The sequence below is a fragment of the Diaphorobacter sp. JS3051 genome (assembly GCF_015832135.1).
In the GTDB taxonomy this organism is placed as follows: Bacteria; Pseudomonadota; Gammaproteobacteria; order Burkholderiales; family Burkholderiaceae_C; genus Diaphorobacter; species Diaphorobacter nitroreducens.
Genome location: NZ_CP065406.1, coordinates 2,540,666 through 2,563,734, shown reverse-complemented (window position 1 = coordinate 2,563,734; position 23,069 = coordinate 2,540,666). Strand labels below are relative to the sequence as shown.

The 23,069-nt window shown below is 69.1% G+C and carries 20 protein-coding genes and 1 riboswitch; of the genes, 12 read left to right on the top strand and 8 right to left on the bottom strand.

Annotated elements, in window-relative coordinates:
* Positions 1–101: 101 nt before the first annotated feature.
* Positions 102–1,385, top strand: a complete 1,284-nt coding sequence (locus I3K84_RS12345) for a CaiB/BaiF CoA-transferase family protein (protein ID WP_196994623.1) — start codon at positions 102–104, stop codon at positions 1,383–1,385.
* A gap of 7 nt (positions 1,386–1,392) precedes the next feature.
* Here the strand turns inward: I3K84_RS12345 and I3K84_RS12340 are convergent, their stop codons facing one another.
* The 4 genes from I3K84_RS12340 to I3K84_RS12325 all read right to left on the bottom strand — a co-directional run bounded on the left by I3K84_RS12340 (position 1,393) and on the right by I3K84_RS12325 (position 6,080).
* Positions 1,393–2,373, bottom strand: coding sequence for a porin (locus I3K84_RS12340; protein ID WP_196994622.1), 981 nt, complete (start codon positions 2,371–2,373; stop codon positions 1,393–1,395).
* A 351-nt stretch (positions 2,374–2,724) separates the two neighbouring features.
* The gene (locus tag I3K84_RS12335) at positions 2,725–4,029 is read right to left on the bottom strand and encodes a Glu/Leu/Phe/Val dehydrogenase (RefSeq protein WP_011803604.1); all 1,305 of its coding nucleotides are present in this window, start codon (positions 4,027–4,029) and stop codon (positions 2,725–2,727) included.
* Between the two features lie 180 nt (positions 4,030–4,209).
* Positions 4,210–5,127, bottom strand: coding sequence for a PPK2 family polyphosphate kinase (locus I3K84_RS12330; protein WP_196994621.1), 918 nt, complete (start codon positions 5,125–5,127; stop codon positions 4,210–4,212).
* 29 nt (positions 5,128–5,156) lie between these two features.
* Positions 5,157–6,080 carry a LysR family transcriptional regulator gene (locus tag I3K84_RS12325; protein ID WP_012655259.1) on the bottom strand — a complete coding sequence of 308 codons (924 nt, stop codon included), beginning with the start codon at positions 6,078–6,080 and terminating at the stop codon, positions 5,157–5,159.
* Between the two features lie 71 nt (positions 6,081–6,151).
* Here I3K84_RS12325 and I3K84_RS12320 point away from each other — a divergent pair, with 71 nt between their 5' ends.
* Positions 6,152–6,640: a PACE efflux transporter gene (locus I3K84_RS12320; protein ID WP_123675343.1), complete on the top strand. Its 489-nt coding sequence runs from the start codon at positions 6,152–6,154 to the stop codon at positions 6,638–6,640.
* A 43-nt stretch (positions 6,641–6,683) separates the two neighbouring features.
* Here I3K84_RS12320 and cynR read toward each other — a convergent pair whose 3' ends face one another.
* Positions 6,684–7,610 carry a transcriptional regulator CynR gene (cynR, locus tag I3K84_RS12315; RefSeq protein ID WP_012655261.1) on the bottom strand — a complete coding sequence of 309 codons (927 nt, stop codon included), beginning with the start codon at positions 7,608–7,610 and terminating at the stop codon, positions 6,684–6,686.
* Positions 7,611–7,759: 149 nt separating this feature from the next.
* Here cynR and I3K84_RS12310 point away from each other — a divergent pair, with 149 nt between their 5' ends.
* The 4 genes from I3K84_RS12310 to I3K84_RS12295 are packed head-to-tail and all read left to right on the top strand — an operon-like array spanning position 7,760 to position 11,275.
* On the top strand, positions 7,760–8,962 hold the full coding sequence (locus tag I3K84_RS12310; RefSeq protein WP_196994620.1) for a muconate cycloisomerase family protein: 1,203 nt from the start codon (positions 7,760–7,762) through the stop codon (positions 8,960–8,962).
* Positions 8,963–8,989: 27 nt separating this feature from the next.
* Positions 8,990–9,286 carry a muconolactone Delta-isomerase gene (gene catC / locus I3K84_RS12305; RefSeq protein WP_196994619.1) on the top strand — a complete coding sequence of 99 codons (297 nt, stop codon included), beginning with the start codon at positions 8,990–8,992 and terminating at the stop codon, positions 9,284–9,286.
* A 46-nt stretch (positions 9,287–9,332) separates the two neighbouring features.
* On the top strand, positions 9,333–10,256 hold the full coding sequence (locus I3K84_RS12300) for a dioxygenase (RefSeq protein ID WP_196994618.1): 924 nt from the start codon (positions 9,333–9,335) through the stop codon (positions 10,254–10,256).
* A gap of 26 nt (positions 10,257–10,282) precedes the next feature.
* Complete coding sequence (locus tag I3K84_RS12295) at positions 10,283–11,275, top strand: tripartite tricarboxylate transporter substrate binding protein (RefSeq protein WP_135147725.1); 993 nt, start codon at positions 10,283–10,285, stop codon at positions 11,273–11,275.
* Positions 11,276–11,361: 86 nt separating this feature from the next.
* Here the strand turns inward: I3K84_RS12295 and ccoG are convergent, their stop codons facing one another.
* Together ccoG and petA are read right to left on the bottom strand one after the other, a co-directional pair.
* Positions 11,362–12,774, bottom strand: a complete 1,413-nt coding sequence (ccoG, locus tag I3K84_RS12290; RefSeq protein WP_011803613.1) for a cytochrome c oxidase accessory protein CcoG — start codon at positions 12,772–12,774, stop codon at positions 11,362–11,364.
* Between the two features lie 44 nt (positions 12,775–12,818).
* A complete protein-coding gene (gene petA, locus I3K84_RS12285; protein ID WP_196994617.1) occupies positions 12,819–13,433 on the bottom strand; it encodes a ubiquinol-cytochrome c reductase iron-sulfur subunit in 615 nt (204 codons plus the stop codon).
* A 203-nt stretch (positions 13,434–13,636) separates the two neighbouring features.
* Between petA and I3K84_RS12280 the strand changes: the two genes are divergently transcribed.
* The 4 genes from I3K84_RS12280 to I3K84_RS12265 all read left to right on the top strand — a co-directional run bounded on the left by I3K84_RS12280 (position 13,637) and on the right by I3K84_RS12265 (position 20,340).
* Positions 13,637–14,989, top strand: a complete 1,353-nt coding sequence (locus I3K84_RS12280) for a sigma-54-dependent Fis family transcriptional regulator (protein ID WP_196994616.1) — start codon at positions 13,637–13,639, stop codon at positions 14,987–14,989.
* Positions 14,990–15,155: 166 nt separating this feature from the next.
* Positions 15,156–15,277: riboswitch (S-adenosyl-L-homocysteine riboswitch) on the top strand.
* 30 nt (positions 15,278–15,307) lie between these two features.
* The gene (gene metH / locus I3K84_RS12275; RefSeq protein ID WP_231403318.1) at positions 15,308–18,097 is read left to right on the top strand and encodes a methionine synthase; all 2,790 of its coding nucleotides are present in this window, start codon (positions 15,308–15,310) and stop codon (positions 18,095–18,097) included.
* Positions 18,098–18,132: 35 nt separating this feature from the next.
* Positions 18,133–19,734, top strand: coding sequence for a murein L,D-transpeptidase (locus I3K84_RS12270; protein ID WP_196994615.1), 1,602 nt, complete (start codon positions 18,133–18,135; stop codon positions 19,732–19,734).
* Positions 19,735–19,767: 33 nt separating this feature from the next.
* A complete protein-coding gene (locus tag I3K84_RS12265) occupies positions 19,768–20,340 on the top strand; it encodes a DUF882 domain-containing protein (protein ID WP_196994614.1) in 573 nt (190 codons plus the stop codon).
* Positions 20,341–20,409: 69 nt separating this feature from the next.
* Here I3K84_RS12265 and I3K84_RS12260 read toward each other — a convergent pair whose 3' ends face one another.
* Complete coding sequence (locus I3K84_RS12260; RefSeq protein ID WP_103736871.1) at positions 20,410–20,946, bottom strand: shikimate kinase; 537 nt, start codon at positions 20,944–20,946, stop codon at positions 20,410–20,412.
* A 129-nt stretch (positions 20,947–21,075) separates the two neighbouring features.
* On the opposite strand from I3K84_RS12260, the gene I3K84_RS12255 reads away from it, so the two are divergent.
* Positions 21,076–21,993, top strand: coding sequence for a YihY/virulence factor BrkB family protein (locus I3K84_RS12255; protein WP_011803620.1), 918 nt, complete (start codon positions 21,076–21,078; stop codon positions 21,991–21,993).
* Between the two features lie 125 nt (positions 21,994–22,118).
* Positions 22,119–22,961, top strand: a complete 843-nt coding sequence (locus I3K84_RS12250) for a glycine zipper 2TM domain-containing protein (RefSeq protein WP_231403317.1) — start codon at positions 22,119–22,121, stop codon at positions 22,959–22,961.
* The last annotated feature ends 108 nt before the right edge of the window (positions 22,962–23,069 follow it).

Genomic DNA, 23,069 nt, shown 5'->3' with positions numbered 1-23,069 from the left:
GCGCGATTGTAGAAAGCATCGCAAACGCCCGCTTTCACAAATCCGAACCAGGGCCGCAGCGGTGCGCGTACGATTGCTCTCACTTTTTTATCCAAGCCCTCATGACTGCTGCTGCCGCCCCTTCTTCTTCCAGCGCCACCCCCGGCGCCCTGAGCCACCTGCGCGTGCTCGACCTGTCCCGCGTGCTGGCCGGCCCCTGGTGCACCCAGAACCTGGCCGACATGGGCGCCGACGTGATCAAGATCGAGAAGCCCGGCGACGGCGACGACACGCGCCACTGGGGCCCGCCGTTCTTTCCAGATGCCGACGGCCAGCCGAGCGAACACGCCTGCTACTTCGCCGCCTGCAACCGCAACAAGCGCTCCGTCACCGTGGACATGGCCACGCCCGAGGGGCAGCGGCTGATCCGCGAGCTGGCCATGCAAAGCGATGTGGTGGTGGAGAACTTCAAGACCGGCGGCCTCAAGCGCTACGGGCTGGACTACGAAAGCCTGTCGGCCCTGAACCCGCGCCTGATCTACTGCTCGGTCACCGGCTTCGGCCACACCGGGCCGTATGCGCCGCGGGCCGGCTACGACCTGCTGATCCAGGCCATGAGCGGCCTGATGAGCATCACCGGCCATGCCGATGGCGAGCCTGGCGGCGGCCCGATGCGCGTGGGCGTGGCCGTGATCGACCTGTTCACCGGCATGTATGCCACCACCGCCATCCTGGGTGCGCTGGAGGCGCGCCACCGCACGGGACGCGGCCAGCACATCGACATGGCGTTGCTGGACGTGGCCATGGCGGTGCTGGCCAACCAGGGTGCGGGCTTCCTCAACGCCGGCAACATTCCGAAGCGCCAGGGCAACACCCACCCCAGCGTCGTGCCCTACCAGGACTTTCCCACGCAGGACGGCAACATGCTGCTGGCCATCGGCAACGACGGGCAGTTCGCGCGCTTTTGCGAAGCGGCGGGTACCGACTGGGCCGGCGACGAACGCTTTGCCACCAACGCCGGCCGGGTGACCCACCGTGAGACGCTGATCCCCCTGATGGCCGCCCTCACGCGCACGCGGCCCACGGCCGCCTGGATCGCGCTGTTGGAGGACAAGGCCGTGCCCTGCGGCCCGATCAACCACGTCGGCCAGGCGTTCGACGATGCGCAGGTGCGCGCACGCGGACTGCGCGTGGAGCAGCAGCGCTACCCCGGCGCCCAGCCGCCGGCCGGCGAGGTGGTCAACCGCGTGGTGACCACCGCCAGCCCGCTGCGCTTGTCCGATACGCCCGTCACCCTGCGCTATGCCCCGCCCGCACTGGGTCAGCACACCGACGAGGTGCTGCGCGAGCGGCTGGGGCTGGATGCCGCGCAGCTGCAGGCGCTGCGCGCGCAGCGCGTGCTCTGAGGCAGCGTCAGAAGGCGTGGGCCACGCCCACGCCGAACGCCGTGCGCGAGGGGTTGTGTTCGTAGCGCTGGTGCCCCAGGCTCGCGTAGAGCATGGTGCGCTTGGACAGGTGGTACTCCGCCCCCAGTGACGCCATGTGGTGGGTCACCCCGTCGTTCAGCCGCTGGCGGCCATAGCTGGCGCGCAGCGTGGTGACACCCAGGGCGTAGCTGCCGCCCACCGACACCATGCGCGACGTATCGGGGCTGCTCCCCGCGCGGCTGTGGTCGTAGGCCATCATCAGCGTGGCGGCGCCCAGGCGGTAGAGACCGCCCAGGAACAGGTCCTTGTCACCGCTGCCGTTGCGCTCGTAGCCCACCATGGCGGCCACCGGGCCCTGGTCGTAGTTCAGTGCCACCGAGCCGCCGCGCCCGTCGCGGCCGGGCGCCTGGGTGCGCTCGGTCGAGGCGCTGGCATTGAACGAGAAGCCGTCCCAGGTGGGCGAGTCGTAGTAGATGCCGTTGGTCATGCGTCCATATTCCGCGGCGCCGTTGTTGCTGGCGCGGTCGGTGGGCGTGTAGTAGTGGGCCATGTGCCAGGCGGTGGAGGCAATGCGGTTGAAGTTCGAGAAGGCGTCGAACTTCCATTCCTGGCTCCACATCGCGCTGAGGGCGCGGCCCAGGCGCAACTGGCCCCAGCCGCCTTGCAGGCCCACGGTGGATTCGTCATGCCAGAAGGGCTTGCTGCCCGCCCCTTCGGATTGCCCCGTGTCCAGCTCGAAGCGTGTGCTCAGGCGGAAGTTGGCCTTGAGGCCACCGCCCAGGTCTTCCGTGCCGGCCACCGCCAGATGGCTGCGCTGGATCGTCCCCAGCTTGCGGGTCTTGTCGTAGTCACGAAAGACGCCGGTGTCCAGATAGCCGCTGATGGTCACTTGCGACTGCGCGGCGGCCGGCAGGGCGAGGGCGGCGAGGGTGGCAAAACTGAGAGGCAGGCATTGGGACATGCGCATCCAGGGGAGACTCCTTGTGTGATGAAACGCCCTGCCGCTCCCTCGCGGGGAAGGCATGGGCGTGGCGCTGCCGCAGGCAGCAGGGAGAGCGATGAAACTGGCCATCGCAGGAATGGCCAGCGCGATGACGCGCCCGGCAGACGGTTCGGGATTCCAGGTGGCCACAGGGACTGCGGCCTGCCCGAACAAAAGGGCGCATGCAGGCCGCCAAGGGCAGTCTGCACGGCCGATTATAAAAATGGGGTGCGCGCGCGCCATCCGCGATGTCCCGTATGCGCGTGCGCCGGGGCCGGAAGGGCCGGCAAAGAAAAAGGCGGCCCGCAGGCCGCCTTGCGCACGGAGCGGGCCGTTTCAGGGGTACAGGCCGCGCATCTCGCGTGCATGCAGGATGCGCTTGCAGGCCACGATGAAGGTCGCCGTGCGCAGCGTGACCTTGTTCTCCTGCGCCACCTGCCACACGCCCGCGAAGGCCTCTTTCATGATGCGCACGAGGCGGGCGTTGATCTCGTCCTCGGTCCAGAAGAAGCTGGAGAAGTCCTGCACCCACTCGAAGTAGCTGACCGTCACGCCGCCGGCGTTGGAGATCACGTCGGGCAGCACCAGTACGCCCTTGTCGTTGAGGATGTCGTCGGCCTCGGGGGTGGTGGGGCCGTTGGCGCCCTCGATCACCATCTTGGCCTGGATCCGTCCCGCGTTGTCCTTGGTGATCTGGCTCTCCAGCGCTGCGGGGATCAGGATGTCGCAGGCCACGCCCCAGAAGGCGTCGTTGGCCATGGGCTCGGCGCCGGCGAATCCGCCCACGCCGCCGGTTCGCTGCACGTGCGCCAGCAGCGCCGGCACGTCCAGACCCTTGTCGTTGTGGATGCTGCCGGTGTGGTCCTGCACCGCCACCACCTTGGCGCCGGCCTCGGCAAACAGCTTGCCGGCCGTGCCACCCACGTTGCCAAAGCCCTGCACGGCCACGCGCGCACCCTCGATGGCCATGCCGGTCAGGCGCGCGGCCTCCACGCCCACGGTGAACACGCCGCGGCCCGTGGCCTCCACGCGGCCCAGCGAGCCACCCAGGTCCACGGGCTTGCCCGTGACCACGCCGGTGGCGGTGGTGCCCACGTTCATGGAATAGGTGTCCATCATCCAGGCCATGACCTGGGCGTTGGTGTTCACGTCCGGCGCGGGAATGTCCTTGGAGGGGCCGATGATGATGCCGATCTCGCTGGTGTAGCGGCGCGTCAGGCGCTCCAGCTCGGCCTTCGACAGGGTCTTGGGGTCGACGCGGATGCCGCCCTTGGCGCCACCGTAGGGCACGTTCACGGCCGCGTTCTTGATGCTCATCCAGGCCGACAGGGCCATGACTTCGGACAGGGTCACGTCCTGGTGAAAGCGCACACCGCCCTTGCCCGGGCCTCGGCTGACGTTGTGCTGCACGCGGTAGCCCTCGAAGTGGGCGATCGTGCCGTTGTCCAGCTCAATGGGCACATCCACGATCAGCGCACGCTTGGGGCGCTTCAGCGTCTCCACCCAGCGCGCCAGGCTGCCCAGATAAGGGGTGACGCGGTCGATTTGCTGCAGATACACCCCCCAGGGGCCGAGGTGGTTGGGGTCCAGATAGGACGGCAGCGCGTGGGTGGGAAGGGGTGGGTTGGGGGTGTTGGACATGCGGAATTCCTTGGGGAATGTCTACCAAGCGAAGCACTTTATGCCTGTCGCCCAGGGCTGTCCAACGCCGCCATGTTTCCATCTAATGCATTCGATGCATAACCTTGCCATGCCCGCGCCCTGGTGATATTTGCTCCTTTAAAAGGAGCTGTTGGCGCTTGCCGCGCAAGCGCTAGAGCCCTATTTGACTGTGAAATTTTCCAGCGCGGGGTCGCCCGGTGGGTAGCGCAGTTCCAACCGCTGCAGCACGCCGCGCAGCACGCTGGCGATCATCAGATTGCGGTGCGTCTTGGAGTCGGCGGGCACGATGGTCCACGGCGCCCACGGGGTGTGCGTGGCGGGCAGGAAGGCCTCATAGGCGCGCTGGTAGGCGTCCCACTGCTCGCGCACCTGGATGTCGCCCATGTCGAACTTCCAGCGTTTGGTGGGGTCGTCCAGGCGCTCCTGCAGGCGCTGGCGCTGCTCGTCCTTGCTGATGTGCAGCATGAACTTCATGACCACCGTGCCCGTTTCGGCCAGCAGCCGCTCGAAGTCGTTGATGTGCGCATAGCGCTGGCGCTGCTGCTCGGGCGTGATCCAGCCGTTCACCACGGGCACCAGCACGTCCTCGTAATGGCTGCGGTTGAACACGGTGAGTTCGCCCGCACCGGGCACCTGGCGGTGGATGCGCCACAGGTAGTCGTGCGCGCGCTCCAGCTCGGTGGGCGCCTTCCAGCCCACGGCATGCACGCCCAGGGCGCTCATGCGGCCGAACACGCCACGCACGGTGCCGTCCTTGCCGGCGGTGTCCATGCCCTGCAGCACCACCAGCAGCTTGTAGCGGCGGTCGGCGTACAGCAGGTCCTGCAGCGCGTCCAGCTCCAGCGCCAGCTCCTCCACGCGGGCCTTGTCCAGTGCCTTGTCGCCGCAGGAAAAAGGCTTGGCGCCAGGGTCGTAGTCCTTCAGGTGCAGCGCGCCGTTGTCCTTGTCGGCGTGCTTGCCGTTCTTGTCGTTCTTGCCGTTGCCGCCGTTCGGGGCGAAGTCCTTGGGCTGCCACTGGCGCCATTGCTTGGCCAGCGCGTCGTCGGCGATGTCAAAGGGTGGCAGGTAGGTGGGCATGAACGCTCCTCAAGATGGTCAGTGCCTGGCTATTGTGGCGCCGGGCTGCTGCCGGGGCGCTGGCGCGCCATCAACTCTACGAAGCGGCGTGCGCCCAGGCCCAGCGGGCGCTCGCGGGACCAGACCACGTCCACCCACAACTGGGCGCCGTTGCTCAGGTTCTCCAGGGGCAGTTCCACCAGCGTGCCGGCGGCGATGCGCGGCGCCACCAGCGCGCGCGGCTGCCAGCCCCAGCCCAGGCCCGCCTCGATCAAGCCCAGCGCGGCCAAGTGGCTGTCGGTGCGCCAATGGTGGCGCGCATAGACGAAGCGCGCATCGGTCTGCCCCAGGTCGCGCCCGGCCACGACGATCTGGCGCGTGCCGGCCAGGTGTTCCTCGCGCAGGCCTGCAGGGCCCGCACCCGCCGCGCGCGGCGCCAGCAGCGGATGTTGCGGCGCGATGACGGCCACCAGGGTTTCGCTGCCCACCTCCTGGAAGTCTTCCCGCCCGTCCAGACTGGGGCGCTCGAACACCAGCGCGAGCTGGGCGCGTCCGGCATGCAGCAGGGCCAGCGCATCGGCCTGGGGCGCGGCCAGCACCTCCACTTGCAGCAGCGGGTAGTCCTGCGCCAGCGTGGCCAGCGGGCCGTGCCAGCGCGCGGCCAGCAGCTCGGGTGCAATGGCCAGGGTCAGGCGCTCCTCCAGCCCCTGGGTCAGCGCCAGCGCCTGGGTGTTGAGCTGCTGCAGCTGCGCCGCCAGCGCGCGTGCCTGCGGCTCCAGCGCACGCGCGGCCGCCGTGGGGCGCGGCTCGCGGCCGCTGCGGTCGAACAGCGGCATGTCCAGCTCGGCTTCCAGCTGGGCGATGGCCATGCTCACGGCCGAGGGCACGCGCGACAGCGCCCGCGCCGCGGCGGAGAACGAGCCGCGGTCCAGCACGGCCAGGAACACGAGGACGTTGTCGGAAGTGAAGGCCATGCGCCAATCTATCAATATTTCTGAAAGAAGATGACTTTTTCCTTCAGATTTCACTCCCTATACTGCGCCGCATGAGTGCAACAACACATGCGGTCGGCCTGCAGGGGCCGAAGCGCCGGGTGGTCTTTGTCACCCTTTACGAAATCATCGCGATCATCGTCTCCAGCCTGCTCTTCATGGCCATTGGCCAGGGCGCGGGCGCTTCGGGGGTGATGGCCGTCGTCGCGTCCGCGCTGGCCATCGCCTGGAACGTGACCTTCAACGCCCTGTTCGAGCGCTGGGAGGCGCGCCAGCGCGTCAAGGGCCGCTCCGTACTGCGGCGCGTAGTGCACGCCGTGGGTTTCGAGGGCGGGCTGGCGCTGGTCCTCATTCCGCTGATGGCCTGGTGGTTCGGCGTGAGCCTGTGGCAAGCCACGGTGATGGAGGCCGGCCTGCTGCTGTTTTTCCTCGTCTACACCTACGGCTTCAACTGGGCGTTTGACCGCATCTTCGGCCTGCCCGCATCGGCCCAGGCCGTGTCTGCTGCCGCGCCAGCCGGGGTCGTGGTAGGTGCTCCTTAGTTCATAGCTGCTTGCGCTTGACTGGTAAGCGCTAGAGCATTTTTTACTCTTGCTGTGCAACACCGCCCTGCAGGGAAGGCGGAGCAGCGGTGCGTGCGATGGCGGGCCGCAATAGCGCCACGAACTCGCGCGCCGCGGCGCTGCGCGAGGCGCCGCGGCGCCACAGCAGCCCGGCGCGGCGCACGGTGCGCGGCTCGGTGAGCACGGCGGCGCGCATGTCGGGGCCCGCGTGCAGGGCCGCGTGCTCGGCGGCGATGGTGGCCAGCGGCCCGCTGCGGCAGGCCTGCAGCAGCGCATCCACCGACTCCATCTCCACGCGCACCAGCGGCGTCACGCCCGCCTGGGCGAAGGCCGCGTCGATCAACCGGCGCGTGGCGAAGCTGGCCGGCAGCAGCGCCAGCGGCACGCCCGCCAGCTCGGCCAGACGCAGGCGCTGCCTGCGCGCCAGCGGGTGGCCCTGGTGCACCACCAGATGCATGCGTTCCTCGAACAGCGGCTCGGCCTCGATCTCCTCGCGGCTGGCCGGATGGAAGGCAATCCCCAGGTCCAGCCGGCCGGCGATCAGGAGCTCCTCGATCTGGCCGCTGCGCAGGTCGCGCACGGTGAGCTGCACGCCCGGGTAGCGCGCGCTGAAGGCGGCCACCGCGTCGGGCACGAAGCGCGTGAGGAAGGTGGGGATCACGCCCACCTGGAGCGTGCCGGTCTGCAGCGCGCTCATGTCGGCCACGGCCTGCCGCCCGGCTTCCAGCTCCTGCAGCGCGCGCGCCGCGTGGTCGCGAAAGGCGTGGCCCGCCTGGGACAGGCGCAGCCCGCGCCCCAGGCGGTCAAAGAGCGGCACGCCCAGCTCGGCCTCCAGCTGGCGCAGGCCGTGCGAGAGCGTGGACTGTGTGACGAACAGCGCATCCGCCGAGCGGGTGAGGTGCTCGGTCTCGGCCACGCTCAAGAAGTACCGCAACTGGCGCAGTTCCATGGGTGCAATCCGTTCTAAGGGTTAACCCTAAAACCTGTGACTGTTCGATGACATCGAACAAAAACTGCAATATATCTCATTGGATTCGCCCCGATGCCAGCGCTAAGGTCATGGCCCGTAACGCTTTTTTCCGCCACGGCCCGCTTTCCATGACGACTTCTCCTTCCGCTTCCGTGCTGCGCATCGAACGCATCCAGGCACGCATCCTGGACATCCCCACGATCCGCCCGCACAAGCTCTCGTTCGGCGCCATCCAGCGCCAGAGCCCCGTGATCGTGCAGCTGTGGCTGAGCGATGGCGCCAGCGGCTTCGGCGAGGCCGCGACCATCGGCGGTCCCTCGTGGAACGAGGAATCGCCCGAGAGCATCCGGCACGCCATCGACAGCTACCTTGCGCCTGCCGTGATCGGCCAGGACGCGGGCCGCTTCGAGCAGTTGCTGCAGCGCATGGACTTGGCCTGCAAGGGCAATCGCTTTGCCAAGAGCGCCGTGGAGCAGGCCGCCATCGACGCCGTGGCGCGCAGCCTGGGCCTGCCCGTGTGGCAACTGCTGGGCGGCAAGCAGCGCGAGAGCCTGCCCCTGGCCTGGACGCTGGCCAGCGGCGACTCCGCCAAGGACATCGAGGAGGCCGAGAAGATGCTGGCCGCGCGCCGCCACCGCATCTTCAAGCTGAAGATCGGCGCGCGCGCCCCGCAGGACGACGTGGCGCACGTGGCACGCATCGCCCGCGCGCTGGACGGCCGCGCCAGCATGACGGTGGACGTGAACCAGGCCTGGGACGGCGCCACCGCGCGCCGCTACCTGCCAGAGATGATCGACGCCGGCGTGGGCCTGATCGAGCAGCCCGTGGCCCAGTGGAACGAGGAGGCGCTGCGCCAGCTCACCGCCACGCTGCCCCACACCGCGCTGGTGATGGCCGACGAGACCGTCTGCACGCCGCAGGACGCGATGCGCCTGGCGCGCCATAACGCCTGCCATGTGTTCTCGCTCAAGATCGCCAAGCACGGCGGCCTGCTGCGCACGCGCGCCGTGGCCGACGTGGCGCGCGCCGCCGACATCGGCTGGTACGGCGGCACGATGCTGGAGACCTCCGTCGGCAGCGCCGCCTCGGCCCATGTGTTTGCGACGCTGGGCGGCACGCACCACAACTGCGAGCTGTTCGGCCCGCAGCTGCTGGTGGACGACATCGTGGAGCAGCAGATGGTCCTTTCCGACTTCGCGCTGCAGTTGCCCGACGGGCCGGGCTTCGGCCTCACCGTGGTGCCCGATCGGCTCGACCGCTTCGACCGTGCACGCCAGGGCCTCACGCCCGTGCACGTGGACCTGGGCCGCGCCAGCGCGCAGCCCGCCTGAACCCTTTTTTTGCCAGGAGAAACCCAGATGCTGTTCCTCGTTCGCATGGATGTGAAGATTCCCCACGACCTGCCCGCCGCGCAGGCCGACGAAATCAAGGCCCGCGAGAAGAAGTACTCGCAAGACCTGCAGCGTGACGGCCGCTGGCGCCACATCTGGCGCGTGGTGGGCGAGTACGCCAACTACAGCGTGTTCGACGTCCCGTCCAACGACGAGCTGCACCAGCTGCTGTCGCAGCTGCCGCTGTTCCCCTACATGGACATCCACGTGACGCCGCTGGCCAACCACCCGTCAGCCATCGTGCAGGAAGGCGCCGCCGGCTGACGCACGGCCCCCGATACCCCCACATTCCATCCCACAGGAGAGAGACATGGCCGAATACACCGCCCAGCAGTTGCTGGACATCGTCAACACCGTGCACGTGGCCGAGGGCAATGCCCGCGTGCGCCAGATCACGCAGCGCATCGTCACGGACCTGTTCCGCACCATCGAAGAGCTGGACGTGACGCCCGACGAGTTCTGGGCCGGCGTGAGCTGGCTCACGCGCCTGGGCGCCAGCGGCCAGACGGGCCTGATCACCGCCGGCCTGGGCTTTGACCGCTTGATCGACATCCGCATGGACGAGGCCGACGAGCGCGCCCAGCGCGCCGCGGGCACGCCGCGCGCCATCGAGGGCCCGTTGTTCGTGGCCGGCGCGCCGCTGTCCGAGCGCGAGGTGCGCCTGGACGAGGGCGAGGAGCCGCCGCGCGGCGAGGTGGTGGTGATGGAAGGCCGCGTGCTCGACACCGACGGCCAGCCTGTGGCCGGCGCGCTGATGGACGTGTGGCACGCCAACGAGCTGGGCCGCTACTCGCACTTCGACCCCGACCAGGCGCCCTACCACCTGCGCCGCAAGATCCGCACGGGCGCGGACGGCAGCTATCGCTTTCGCAGCTTCATCCCGCCGGGCTACGCCATCCCGCCGGGCAGCCCCACGGCCGAACTGTTCGACGCCCTGGGCCGCCATGGCAACCGACCCGCGCACATCCACTTCCTGGTGGTGGCCGAGGGGCTGCGCACGCTGACCACGCAGGTCAACATTCCGGGCGACAGCTTCCTGGACGACGACTTCGCCTTCGCCACGCGCGACGGCCTGGTGGTCACGCTGGAGCCGGGCACGCCCGCCGCCGGCTATGAATCGCTGGGCATCAGCGCGCCGTTCACCCGCGTGCGCTTTGACTTCGTGCTGCAAAAGGCCCTGTCGGCCGACGAGCAGCGCCCCGAGGCACGCATGGACCGCGTGGCCGCCGCCTGACATCCTGGACCTGAGGTAGACACACCATGACTTTCTCCCGCCGCATTGCCCTACTGGGCGCCTGCACCCTGGCCGCCGCCGGCCTGCTGCCCGCTGCCGCCATGGCGCAGCCCGACGCCAACTGGCCTTCCAAGCCCATCAAGTGGGTCGTGCCCTTCCCTCCGGGCGGCGCCATGGACGTGATTGCCCGCACGCTGGGCGAGAAGGCCGGCCGCACGCTGGGCCAGCCCTTCGTGATCGAGAACCGCCCCGGCGCGGGCGGCAACATCGGCGCCGACGCCGTGGCCAAGTCACCGGCCGATGGCTACACCATCATGATCACGTCCATCGGCATGGCCACCAACAAGGCGCTGTACCCGCGCCTGAGCTACGACCCGGTGAAGGACTTCGCGCCCATCAGCCTGCTGGCCATCGTGCCCAACGTGCTGGTGGTGAACACCGCCAAGACGACCGACAAGTCCGTGGCCGACGTGATCGCCCATGCCAAGCGCGACCCCGGCAAGCTCACCTATGCCTCGGCCGGCAACGGCACCTCCATTCACCTGGCGGGCGAGGTGTTCGCCTCCATGGCCGGGTTGAACCTGCTGCACGTGCCTTACAAGGGCAGCGGCCCGGCCGTGACCGACATGCTGGGCGGCCAGGTGGACCTGATGTTCGACAGCATCACCTCGGCGCGCCCGCACATCCAGGCCGGCAAGCTGCGCGCGCTGGGCGTGACCAGCGCCAAGCGATCGGCCACGCTGCCGGGCGTCCCCACCATCGCCGAGGCCGGCGTGCCGGGCTACGAGGTCTCGCCCTGGTTTGCCGTGTTCGCGCCCGCGGGCACGCCGGCGGCCATCGTGAACAAGATCAACGCCGCGCTGATCGACGCCATGAAGCAGCCCGATACCGTGGCCAAGTTCGAGACCATCGGCGCCGAGCCCATCGGTACCACGCCGCAGCAGCTGGCCACGCACCTGGACAAGGAACTGGCCCGCTGGGGTGCGCTGATCAAGGAGCGCAACATCCGCATGGATTGATAGCGAAGTTGCTATGAAATAAGGAGCTTTCAGCGCTTGATAAAAGGGCGCTGGAAGCTCTTTTGGCTTGTAATCTGCGGCGGCGCCTACCGCGGCACGAGGAACACGGTCTTTTCCGACACCTGCGCCCGGTCGCCCAGCGCCTGTACGTCCAGGTGCACAGTGTGCGAACCGGCGGGCACGGCGCCATAGGGCACCTGCAGCCGCACCGCCACCCAGCGCGACTCGGCGGGGCCGATCTCCACTTCGGGCTCCGAGGCCACCTGCAGCCCCTGCAGGCCGCTGGCCGTGATGCGGTAGCGCTGGGGCTGCTCGGTGGCATTCATGACCTGCACGCGGTAGATGTTCTCCAGTTGCCCACCCGCCACCACGCGCGAGAGCGCGGCGCGGTCGCGCACCACATCCACCTTCAGCGGCGTGCGCGTGACCAGGCTGGCCAGCATGGCCGTGCACAGCGCCAGCAGCACGGCGCTGTAGAACAGCACGCGCGGGCGCAGCACGCGGCGCAGCATCTGTGCGCTGCTCCAGCGGTTTTGCATGCCGTTTTGCGTGGCGTAGCGGATCAACCCGCGCGGGTACTGCACCTTGTCCATCACGGTGTTGCAGGCGTCCACGCACATGCCGCAGCCAATGCACTCGTACTGCAGGCCCTTGCGGATGTCGATGCCCGTGGGGCACACCTGCACGCACAGCGAGCAGTCGATGCAGTCGCCCAGGCCGGCGGCCTTGGCGTCTACCTTCTTGCTGCGCGCGGCGCGCGGCTCGCCGCGCTGGGTGTCGTAGGTGACGATCAGCGTGTCCTTGTCGAACATCGCGCTCTGAAAGCGTGCATACGGGCACATGTACTTGCACACCTGCTCGCGCATGTAGCCCGCAAAGCCATAGGTGGCGAAGCTGTAGAACCCCACCCAGAAGATCTGCCAGGTGCCGTGCAGCGCCAGCAGCTCGCCGCCCAGCTGGCGGATCGGCACGAAGTAGCCCACGAACGTGAATCCGGTCCATAGCGCCACCGTCACCCAGGCGAGCTGCTTGAGTGTCTTGCGCCACAGCTTCTCGAAGGTCCATGGGCCCTTGTCCAGGCGCATGCGCGCGCTGCGGTCGCCTTCGGTCAGGCGCTCCAGCCACAGGAACAGCTCGGTGTACACCGTCTGCGGGCAGGCAAAGCCGCACCACAGCCGCCCCGCCACCGCCGTGAACAGGAACAGCGACAGCGCCGACATGATGAGCAGGCCGGTGAGGTAGATGAAGTCCTGCGGGTACAGCACCAGGCCGAACAGGTAAAAGCGCCGCGCGCCCAGGTCGAACAGCACCATCTGGCGCTCGCCCCACTGCCACCAGGGCAGGCCGTAGAACACCCCCTGGGTGAGCAGCACCAGCGCCCAGCGCCAGCGCGTGAACACGCCGCCGATGGCGCGCGGGTAGATCTTCTTCTTGGCTTCGTACAGGTCGACGTAGACGTCGCGTTCGGCAGCGGGGGGCTGGGTCTGCGGGGCGGGCATGGAAGGGGGCGTGGTTGTGATGGTCTTGGGCGAAGGGCGGTCGATCAGGCGCTGGCGCTGTCCTCGCCGATCAGCAGCCGCGTGGCGCTCAGGAAGCGGTGCGTCGGCACCTCCAGGTTCGTCGGGGCGGGCTTGTTGCGGTACACGCGACCCGCGTTGTCGAACGTGGAGCCATGGCAGGGGCAGAAGAAGCCCCCGGGCCAGCCCGCGCCCAGGCCGGACTGCGGCGCGCCCGGGGCCACGGCCGTGGGCGAGCAGCCCAGGTGTGTGCAGATGCCAATGGCCACGAAGACCTCCGGCTGGATGGAGCGGTGGGTATTGCGCGCGTAGTCGGGCTGCTGGTCCTTGGCCGATGCGGGGTCGGCCAACTGGGCGTCCAGCCCCTGCAGCGACTGCAGCATCTCCGGCGTGCGCCGCACGATCCAGACGGGTTTGCCGCGCCACTCCACGGTGAGCATGCCGCCCGGCGGCAGGCCGGCGATGTCCACCTCCACGGCTGCGCCCAGGGAGCGTGCGCGCTCGCTGGGCGCCAGGCTGCTGACCAGGGGCACGGCCGCGCCGACGGCGGCCAGGCCCCCGGCGGCGGCCGTGGCGTGGATCAGGGTGCGGCGTTCTGCGTCGGGCGCAGCGCAGGTGCACGAGGCGGGCAGGGCAGTCATGGCGATTCCTTCACGATGGGCGCGGCCAAAGGACCGCGCGCTTGCTTGTCCTGACTCAAGAGCCGTGCCAGCCTGGCTGCGCGGCACTGCGTGCGAAATCTCCATGTGGAACAAAGGCTTACATCCACCCAAGGAGTCAGCGCTGCCATGGTCGATGGCAGAAACACTGCCAATGCATGCCATTTGTGACACCATATGTCACCATGGCCGACACTCCTGATCTTTCTCCCACCCCGGCGCAGGTGGCGCAGACCGCGCTGCTCGCCTCCTGGCTGGAGGGGCTGCCCGAGCCGCACATCCTGTTCGACCGCAGCTACCGCATCGTGGCCGCCAACGGCGCCTACCGTCGCCAGTTCGGTCAGGGCGCGCCGGTGGTGGGGCGCACCTGCCATGCGGTCTCGCACCATTCGCCCGTGCCGTGCGACCAGGCGGGCGAGACCTGCCCGCTGGCGCGCTCGCTCTTCAGTGGTCAGCGTGAGCGCGTGCTGCACCTGCACCACACCCCGGCGGGCGAGGAATACGTGCAGATCGAACTGGTGCCGCTGCGCGACGAGGCGGGCCAGCCCCAGTACTTTCTGGAGAAGATGGAGCCGCTGCGCATTGCCCAGGGGCAGCCGGGCGCGCCGGGCATGATCGGGCGCGCGCCCGCGTTCCAGGCCGTGCTGGAGCTGATCGCGCGCGTGGGCCCGTCGCAGGCCAGCGTGCTGCTGCTGGGCGAGTCGGGCACGGGCAAGGAGTTGGCCGCGCGCGCCGTGCACGAGGCCAGCCCCCGCGCGGGGCGGCCGTTGGTGGTGGTGGACTGCGCCAGCCTGCCCGAGACGCTGTTCGAGAGCGAACTGTTCGGCCACGAGCGTGGGGCCTTCACCGGCGCCCATGCCGCACGCGCCGGCCTGGTGGAGGCGGCGCACGGCGGCACGCTGTTCCTGGACGAGGTGGGCGACATCCCGCTCACCATGCAGGTCAAGCTGCTGCGTTTGCTGGAAAGCGGCACCTACCGCCGCGTGGGCCACACCGAGCTGCGCCGCGCGGACATCCGCCTGGTGGCGGCCACCCACCGCGACCTGCGCGCCATGGTGCGCGAGGGGCGGTTTCGCCAGGACCTGTACTACCGCCTGAGCACCTTTCCCATCCAGCTGCCCGCGCTGCGCGAACGCCCGCAGGACATTCCGCTGCTGGCGGAATCGCTCCTGCAGCGCGTGGCCGGGGGGCGGGGCCTGGTGCTTGCGCCCGCGGCGCTGCGCCGGCTGGCGCAGCACCCCTTCCCCGGCAACGTACGCGAGCTGCGCAACGTGCTGGAACGTGCCGCGCTGCTGACCGACGGCGCGGTGGTGACCGCCCATACGATCGAGCGCGCGCTCTCGTTCGATGCGCCCGCGGCGGCGCCGGCCCGCGCTGCGCAGCAGCCCGACCATGCCACCCTGCGTGACATCGAATCCGAGGCCCTGCGCGCGGCGCTGGCGGGTGGGGCCGCGTCGCGTCGCGAATTGGCGCGCGCCCTGGGGGTCAGCACGCGCACGCTGTACCGCAAGCTGCGACTGTTACGGGAGCAGGGCTGATGCTCCTTGTTTGATAGCTTTTAGCGCTTGCTGTGGCTGGCTTGCGGTCTGTTTTTGCTTGAAACAGCCACCGCCCCGTGTAGGGGCCACGTTCTGGGCGCACAGTGCACGCGGGGGTATATCCATATGCCTGCCCCCCAAAGGTGGGCCGCGTAGAATTCGACGCTTTCCCGAGGAGCGCTGCAGCGCCCGCCGGCCGGGGCCGCACAGGCGGCTCGCGCGTGGCGGCGTCAGGCTCGGGCCCACCGCGGCATGCAGCCGTGCGTGTACCAACGGCGCTCACCTGATGTGTCTGTTCTTGTTATCCAGGTGAGCCCCATGCCGTCGTCCGCCCCCGCATCTTCCGTCCCTTCGCACGCCGTGCCGCCCATGCGCCTGTCGGGGCTGGAGCCCGTGTTCATCGGCGAGGGGAGCTTGTTCGTCAACGTGGGCGAGCGCACCAACGTCACCGGCTCCAAGGCGTTCGCGCGCATGATCCTGAACGACCAGTACGAGCAGGCACTGTCGGTGGCGCGTCAGCAGGTGGAAAACGGCGCGCAGATCATCGACGTGAACATGGACGAGGCCATGCTGGACAGCAAGGCCGCGATGGTGCGCTTCCTGAACCTCATTGCCTCCGAGCCCGACATCGCCCGGGTGCCGGTGATGGTGGACAGCTCCAAGTGGGAGGTCATCGAGGCCGGCCTGCGCTGCCTGCAGGGCAAGGGCATCGTCAACTCCATCAGCATGAAGGAGGGCGTGGAAGAGTTCAAGCGCCAAGCCAAGCTGATCCGCCGCTACGGCGCGGCCGCCGTGGTCATGGCCTTCGACGAGAAGGGCCAGGCCGACACCTTCGCACGCAAGACCGAGATCTGCGAGCGCGCCTACCGCATCCTGGTGGACGAGGTGGGCATGGCGCCCGAGGACATCATCTTCGACCCCAACATCTTCGCCATCGCCACGGGCATCGAAGAGCACGCCAACTACGCCGTGGACTTCATCGAGGCCGTGCGCTGGATCAAGCAGCATCTGCCGGGTGCCAAGGTGTCGGGCGGCGTGTCCAACGTGTCGTTCAGCTTCCGCGGCAACGAGCCGGTGCGCGAGGCGATCCACACCGTGTTCCTGTACCACGCCATCAAGGCCGGCATGGACATGGGCATCGTCAACGCGGGCATGGTCGGCGTCTACGACGACCTCGACCCCGAGCTGCGCGAGCGTGTGGAAGACGTGGTGTTGAACCGCCGCCCCGACGCGGCCGAACGCCTGCTGGAGATCGCCGAGGCCGCCAAGGGTGCCGCCAAGGACGACAGCAAGAAGCTGGAGTGGCGCGGCACGCCCGAGCACCCGAAAACCGTGGGTGAGCGCCTGTCGCATGCGCTGGTACACGGCATCACCGACTTCATCGTCGAAGACACCGAGGAGGCCTACCAGCAGATCGTGGTGCAAGGCGGCGGCCGCCCGCTGCACGTGATCGAAGGCCCGCTGATGGACGGCATGAACATCGTGGGCGACCTGTTCGGCGCGGGCAAGATGTTCCTGCCCCAGGTGGTCAAGAGCGCCCGCGTGATGAAGCAGGCCGTGGCCCACCTGATTCCCTACATCGAGGAAGAAAAGCGCCAGCAGGAAGCCGCCGGCCTGGACGTGTCCAGCAAGGGCAAGATCGTCATCGCCACCGTGAAGGGCGACGTGCATGACATCGGCAAGAACATCGTGACCGTCGTCCTGCAGTGCAACAACTTCGAGGTCATCAACATGGGCGTGATGGTGCCCTGCCATGAAATCCTGGCGCGCGCCAAGGCCGAAGGCGCGGACATCATCGGCCTGTCGGGCCTGATCACGCCCAGCCTGGAAGAGATGCAGTACGTGGCCGGCGAGATGGACAAGGACGAGTACTTCCGCATCAAGAAGATTCCATTGCTGATCGGCGGCGCCACCTGCTCGCGCGTGCACACGGCCGTCAAGATCGCGCCGCAGTACCAGGGCCCCGTGGTCTACGTGCCCGATGCCTCGCGCAGCGTGAGCGTGGCGCAGAGCCTGCTGGGCGAGCACAAGGACAGCTACCTGGCGGAGGTGCAGGCCGACTACGACCATGTGCGCCACCTGCATGCCAACAAGAAGAAGACGCCGGTGTGGCCGCTGGCGCAGTGCCGCGCCAACAAGACGCGCATCGACTGGGCGCATTACCAGCCGCCGGCGCCCAAGTTCATCGGCCGGCGCGTGATCAAGAACATCGACCTGGCCGAGCTGGTGCCCTTCATCGACTGGGCGCCGTACTTCCAGACCTGGGACCTGGCCGGCAAGTACCCCGACATCCTGCAGGACGAGGTGGTGGGCGAGGAAGCCACGCGCGTCTTCCGCGACGCACAGGCCATGCTCAAGAAGATCGTGGAGGGCCGCTGGCTCACGGCCCACGCCGTGGTGGGCTTCTGGCCCGCCAACACCGTGCGCGATGACGACATCGAGCTGTATGCCGATGCCGCGCGCGACAAGGTCGTGCTCACCTGGTACGGCCTGCGCCAGCAGGCCGAGAAGCAGCCCGACGCCGAGGGCCGCATGCGCCCCAGCCGCTGCCTGGCCGACTTCATCGCGCCTCGCCCGGAGGGTGGCGCACCCACGCAGGCCGACTACATTGGCGCGTTTGCCGTCACTGCCGGCATCGGCGTGGATGCCAAGGTGGCCGAGTTCATGGCCGACCACGACGACTACAGCGCCATCACCCTCAAGGCCCTGGCCGATCGCCTGGCCGAGGCCGGTGCCGAATGGCTGCACCACCGCGTGCGCACCGACTGGTGGGGCTACCAGGCGGGCGAGCAGCTGTCCAACGACGAACTGATCGCCGAGAAGTACGTGGGCATCCGCCCCGCGCCGGGCTACCCCGCATGCCCCGATCACCGGGTGAAGAAGCCGCTGTTTGCATTGCTGGGCACGGCCGACGTGGACATGGACATTACCGACAGCTACGCCATGACGCCCGCGGCCAGTGTGAGCGGCTTTTACTTCAGCCACCCCGAGAGCACCTACTTCAGCGTCGGCAAGATCGACGATGCGCAGGTGCAGGACATGGCCCAGCGCAGCGGAGTGCCCCTGGCCGAGGTGGAGCGCGCGCTTGCGCCGAATCTGGGGCTATAGCGCCTGGTCGGCGCAGGCCATGCCAAGATCGACCCATGAACCTGCGCCTGCTGACACACCACACTGCACCCCTGCTGCTGGCGGCCTGGATGCCGCTGGCTGCCTGGGCGAACCCGTCCTGGCTGACGGCTGACGGGCGCCCCCTGCCGGCTGCGCATGAAGCGGTGCGCTGGCTCAACGAAGCCGCAGCCGATGGGCTGGAGCCGGCCGACTATGGCGCGCAGCACCTGAGTGATGCGCTGGCGGCCGCAGCCGCCCGCGGCGTGGATGCCGCCTGCGCCGTGGCGCTCGACCAGGAGCTGACGCAGGCCGTGGAGCGCTACCTGTATGAGCTGCACGGCGGGCGCATCGATCCGGCACGGCTCAACGAGCGCTACGACCACTCCCGCCGCCCCCAGCCCGACCTGCGCGCCGCGCTGCAGACCGCGCTGGCCGACGGCCAGATCCAGCAGGCGCGGGACGCGGCCATCCCCCGCGTGCCCATGTACCCGGCGCTGCGCGCACTGCTGGCGCAGTACCGCGCGATGGGCGCTCACCCTGCCTGGGCGCAGCCGCTGCCCGCGCTGCCGGGCCGCAAGCTCACGCCGGGCCAGCCTTGGGAGGGCCTGGGCGTGCTGGCCGAGCGGCTGGTGGCGCTGGGCGACCTGCCGCCGCAGCCCACGGGCGAGCCGCCCGCAGCGTCCGCGCCAGCGCAATACACCCCCGCATTGGTCGAGGCCGTCACGGCCTTCCAGCGCCGCCACGGGCTGGAGGCGGACGGGGTGCTGGGCGCGACCACGCTGGCGGCGCTGAATGTGCCCCCGGCCGCACGCGCCGAGCAGATCGCGCTGCAGATGGAGCGCCTGCGCTGGACGCCCGTGCTGCAGGGCCCGCGCATGATTGCCGTGAACGTGCCCGAATACCGCCTGCGCGCCTATGAGTACGCGGGCGGCAGGATCACGCTGCGCCTGTCCATGGCGGTCATCGTCGGCAAGGCGCTGGATACGCGCACGCCGCTGTTCGATGAGGACATGCAGTCCATCGAATTCAGCCCGTACTGGAACATCCCGCCGTCCATCGCCCGCGGCGAAACCGTGCCGCGCCTGCGCCGCGACCCGGGCTACCTGGCACGGCAGGGCATGGAGTTCGTCAGCGCGGCGGGCGTGAGCACCGACGCCACACCCGAGATGCTGGGCGCCGTGCTGGCAGGCCAGGCGCGCATACGCCAGCGCCCAGGGCCGCTGAACGCGCTGGGCGATATCAAGTTCGTGCTGCCCAACAACGACAACATCTACCTGCACCACACCTCGGCGCCCACGCTGTTCGGCCGCAGCCGGCGCGACCTGAGCCACGGCTGCGTGCGTGTCGAGGAGCCGGTGGCGCTCGCCCAGTTCGTGTTGCAGGACGATCCCACCTGGACCGTGGAGCGCATCCGTGCGGCCATGGCGCAGCCCAAGCCCGTGTTCGTACGGCTGCCGCACCCGGTGCCGGTCATCATCACGCACATCACCGTGGTGGTGCAGGACGGCCGTCCGCACTTCTATGGCGACCTGTACGGCCATGACCGCAAGCTCGCCAGCCTGCTGCGCCAGCATTCGGCAAAACCCTACGATGCGGTCCGCGCGGGTAGTGCTGCCGGGGTGATCGGTCCAAAATAGCGCGTTTTTTCGCTTTTTCGAGGTTTTTCGCGCATGGCTCCACCGCACAACCCCCACCGCCGTCTATTCCTGGGGCGCGGCGCCGCCGTCGCGCACGCCGCTGCGGCCGCGGTGCTGCTGCCCAAGGCGGCATTGGCGTCGCTCAGCGAAGCGCAGGACCTTGCGCGGCGCCTGGCCTTCAACCACCTGCACACCCATGAGCAGCTGGCGCTGGTCTACGCCCAGGGCGAACAATTCGTTCCCGCGGCGCTGCCCACGCTCAACCACTTCCTGCGCGACCACTACAGCGGCGACGTCGGCGTGATGGACCCGGACCTGTTCCACCTGCTGCACCGCGTGCGGCAGACGCTGCAGACGCAGCAGCCGTTCGAGGTGATCTCCGGCTACCGCAGCCCCCACACCAACGAGACGCTGCGCACCACGCGCGGCGGCGGTGTGGCGCGGCGCAGCCTGCACATGGACGGCAAGGCCATCGACGTGCGCCTGCCCGGCGTGTCCCTGAGCGACCTGCGCGACGCCGCCATCTCCCTGCGGGCGGGCGGCGTGGGCTACTACGCCCGGGAGCAGTTCGTGCACATCGACACCGGACGTGTGCGCAGCTGGTAAGCCTCTGCGCCGCAAGAGAACCAAGGCCCCGCATGCGGGGCCTTTTTCATGTCTGAGGAAGGGCGCTTGCTACACCGGGTCGCCCGGCGCCGCCATCTCCAGCTGCATCATGATCATGTTGACCAGCGTGTGCACCGTGGGCCGGCCGGTCTCGATGACGTAGTGCGCGGCCTCGCGGTACAGCGGGTCCCGCGCACGGTAGAGGTCGCGCAGGCGGGCCAGCGGGTCGTCCACCTGCAGCAGGGGCCGCGTGCGGTCGTGCTTGATGCGCTTGAAGATCTCGTCGGGCGAAGCGCGCAGGTACATCACATGGGGAAAGCTGCGGCGCAGCGTGGCGCGGTTGTCCTCGCGCAGCACGGCGCCGCCGCCGGTGGACAGCACCATGCCGCCGGGCTGGGCGGCCAGCTCGGCCAGCAGCGCAGCCTCGTGGTCGCGAAAGGCCACTTCGCCATGCTGGTCGAAATAGTCGCGGATGCTGGTGCCCAGCCACTGCTCCAGCCGCTGGTCCAGGTCCACGAAGGGAAGCCCCAGACGGCGGGCGAGCTGGCGGCCCACCGTGGATTTGCCCGAGCCCGGCATGCCGACCAGGGCGCAACGCGTTTGCATGCTTGTCTGTCGTGGTGAGTGAAGACTGGGGAGTGTAAGAGCGTCCACCTGGTCCGTGGCAGCCGGTGCGCGGCCGGCTATCGGCTTGCGCCGACAGGGGGCCGGGCCCGCACTGTTCACAATCGGGCCATGCCAATGACCCTGCAGAGCCTCAAATCTATTGCCCAGCCACTGCTGCAGCGGGTGTTGCAGCCCATTGCGCCGCTGGTGCGCGCCGTGCAGATGTGGCTGGACGCCGACGGCCTGCGCATGAGCGCGGCGATGTCGTTCTACGGCATGCTGAGCCTGGCGCCGCTGTTGCTGCTGCTGGTGGGGGTGCTCGGGTGGTGGATCGACCAGGCCTACCTGGAGAGCAATCTCATCGCCCAGGTGCGCGGGGTGATGGGCGAGCGCGGCGCCGAGGTGGTGCGCCTGGCGCTGGCCAGCGCGCAGGAGCCGGCCGAGGGGCGCCTCGCGTCGATGGCCGGCTTCGTGCTGCTGCTGTCGGGCGCGACGGGGGTCTTCGTGGAACTGCAGAGCGCGCTGGAGCGGCTGTGGGCACACGGCCAGCCCGCGCCCGAGCGCAAGGCGTGGTGGCGCATGGCCTCCCTGCGCCTGCGAGGCCTGGCCTATGTGCTGGCCATCGGTTTTCTGCTGCTGGTGTCGCTGGTGTTGTCCACGGCCATCAACGTGCTGGCCACCTGGGCCAGCGCGCGGCTGCCGTTCGGCTCGGGCACGCTGCTGCAGATCGTCAATGAGGCCGTGGCCTTCGCCGTGGCGGTGGCGCTGTTCTTGGGGCTGATGCGCATCGGCAGCGGCCCCAAGCCGCCCACGCATTGCCTGGTATTCGGCGCGGTGGTGGGCGCCACGCTGTTCACGGTGGGCAAGCAGTTGCTGGCGCTGTACCTGTCCACCGCGGCGGTGGTGTCGGCCTATGGCGCTGCGGGCTCGCTGGTGGTGCTGCTGATGTGGATCTACTTTTCGTCCGCGGTGCTGCTGTTCTCGGCCGCCAGCGCGCGGGCGCTGCACGAAACGCGTACCGCCGCCTCCGCGCCGGCGGGCCGTTGACCGCTGATTACGTCCGTTACGCCGCGCGCGGTTTTGTGAAGCAGGGCCGGCGTTAGCCTTGGCGCCGGTGCCGTGGCGGTTGCATGCGCAGCCCGCGGCTTTTCCTCTGGCAACCGAACGAGCACATGCATTCCACCTCTGCTTCCCCTGCCGCGGCCCCGTCCGCGGCTTCGCTCAAATGGCTGTGGGCCGCCGTGGGCGTGCTGGGCGTGAGTGTGCTGGCCCTGGGCGGCACGCTGCTGGCGCAGAACCTGCGCGGCGGTTCGCCTGCTGGCGACTCCGCGGCCGGCGGACCGGCTGCCACGCTGGCAGCCACTGCGCCGCGCACGCCCGAGGCGGAAATGTTGAATGAAAAAGCGCCTCCAGCCCAGTTGCAGCAAGCGATGACAGCTCTCGATTCAGGAGCAAATCCCACAGCCCGGCGCGCAGCAGCGCCGCCTTCTCCACAGGCGTATCCACAGGACGACCCACAGACGTATGCACAGGGCTATCCACAGCCGGCGGCATCGCCCTCGCCGGTGCCAACCCAGCGCGGCGAACCGCTGCAGCGGGCCGTGGCGCAGCGCAGTGCGGCGCCGGTGTGCACCACCTGTGGGCGGGTGGAGGCGGTGCGCGCTGTCGAGCAGGCCGCGCCGGCCACGGGCGTGGGCGCGGTGGCCGGCGGTGTGCTGGGGGGCGTGCTGGGCAACCAGATCGGCAAGGGATCGGGCCGCACCGCGGCCACGGTGCTGGGCGCCGTGGGCGGCGGCTACGTGGGCCACAAGGTGGAGCAGCGCGCCCGTACCACCACGGTCTACCAGATGCGCGTGCGCATGGATGACGGTTCGGTGCGCAACTTCACGCGCGCCCAGCCGCTGGCCGAGGGCACGGCCGTGCGCGTGCAGGGCAAGAGCCTGCGCGTGGACACTGGGGCCGATGCCGACCGCGCGGGCGTGGAGCCGGTGCGCGTAGTGGACCGGGGCTATTGAGCGCAGGGGCCTGCGCTTGACGAGAGTGGCTACCCAGGTGCTACGAAAATAAAAGCGGCCTGCGCTTGCGGGCAGGCCGTTTTGAGGGGGGATTGGCGTTGGATCGCC

Bases quoted from the DNA above. Each gene is read 5' to 3' on its own strand.
- I3K84_RS12280 (WP_196994616.1), top strand. From the start codon at position 13,637: ATGGCCGACACTCCTGATCTTTCTCCCACCCCGGCGCAGGTGGCGCAG.
- metH (WP_231403318.1), top strand. From the start codon at position 15,308: ATGCCGTCGTCCGCCCCCGCATCTTCCGTCCCTTCGCACGCCGTGCCG.
- I3K84_RS12260 (WP_103736871.1), bottom strand. From the start codon at position 20,946: ATGCAAACGCGTTGCGCCCTGGTCGGCATGCCGGGCTCGGGCAAATCC.
- I3K84_RS12335 (WP_011803604.1), bottom strand. From the start codon at position 4,029: ATGTCCAACACCCCCAACCCACCCCTTCCCACCCACGCGCTGCCGTCC.
- I3K84_RS12320 (WP_123675343.1), top strand. From the start codon at position 6,152: ATGAGTGCAACAACACATGCGGTCGGCCTGCAGGGGCCGAAGCGCCGG.
- petA (WP_196994617.1), bottom strand. From the start codon at position 13,433: ATGACTGCCCTGCCCGCCTCGTGCACCTGCGCTGCGCCCGACGCAGAA.
- I3K84_RS12330 (WP_196994621.1), bottom strand. From the start codon at position 5,127: ATGCCCACCTACCTGCCACCCTTTGACATCGCCGACGACGCGCTGGCC.
- I3K84_RS12300 (WP_196994618.1), top strand. From the start codon at position 9,333: ATGGCCGAATACACCGCCCAGCAGTTGCTGGACATCGTCAACACCGTG.
- I3K84_RS12295 (WP_135147725.1), top strand. From the start codon at position 10,283: ATGACTTTCTCCCGCCGCATTGCCCTACTGGGCGCCTGCACCCTGGCC.
- cynR (WP_012655261.1), bottom strand. From the start codon at position 7,610: ATGGAACTGCGCCAGTTGCGGTACTTCTTGAGCGTGGCCGAGACCGAG.
- I3K84_RS12255 (WP_011803620.1), top strand. From the start codon at position 21,076: ATGCCAATGACCCTGCAGAGCCTCAAATCTATTGCCCAGCCACTGCTG.
- I3K84_RS12340 (WP_196994622.1), bottom strand. From the start codon at position 2,373: ATGCGCATGTCCCAATGCCTGCCTCTCAGTTTTGCCACCCTCGCCGCC.
- I3K84_RS12265 (WP_196994614.1), top strand. From the start codon at position 19,768: ATGGCTCCACCGCACAACCCCCACCGCCGTCTATTCCTGGGGCGCGGC.
- I3K84_RS12325 (WP_012655259.1), bottom strand. From the start codon at position 6,080: ATGGCCTTCACTTCCGACAACGTCCTCGTGTTCCTGGCCGTGCTGGAC.
- I3K84_RS12250 (WP_231403317.1), top strand. From the start codon at position 22,119: ATGCATTCCACCTCTGCTTCCCCTGCCGCGGCCCCGTCCGCGGCTTCG.
- catC (WP_196994619.1), top strand. From the start codon at position 8,990: ATGCTGTTCCTCGTTCGCATGGATGTGAAGATTCCCCACGACCTGCCC.
- ccoG (WP_011803613.1), bottom strand. From the start codon at position 12,774: ATGCCCGCCCCGCAGACCCAGCCCCCCGCTGCCGAACGCGACGTCTAC.
- I3K84_RS12310 (WP_196994620.1), top strand. From the start codon at position 7,760: ATGACGACTTCTCCTTCCGCTTCCGTGCTGCGCATCGAACGCATCCAG.
- I3K84_RS12270 (WP_196994615.1), top strand. From the start codon at position 18,133: ATGAACCTGCGCCTGCTGACACACCACACTGCACCCCTGCTGCTGGCG.
- I3K84_RS12345 (WP_196994623.1), top strand. From the start codon at position 102: ATGACTGCTGCTGCCGCCCCTTCTTCTTCCAGCGCCACCCCCGGCGCC.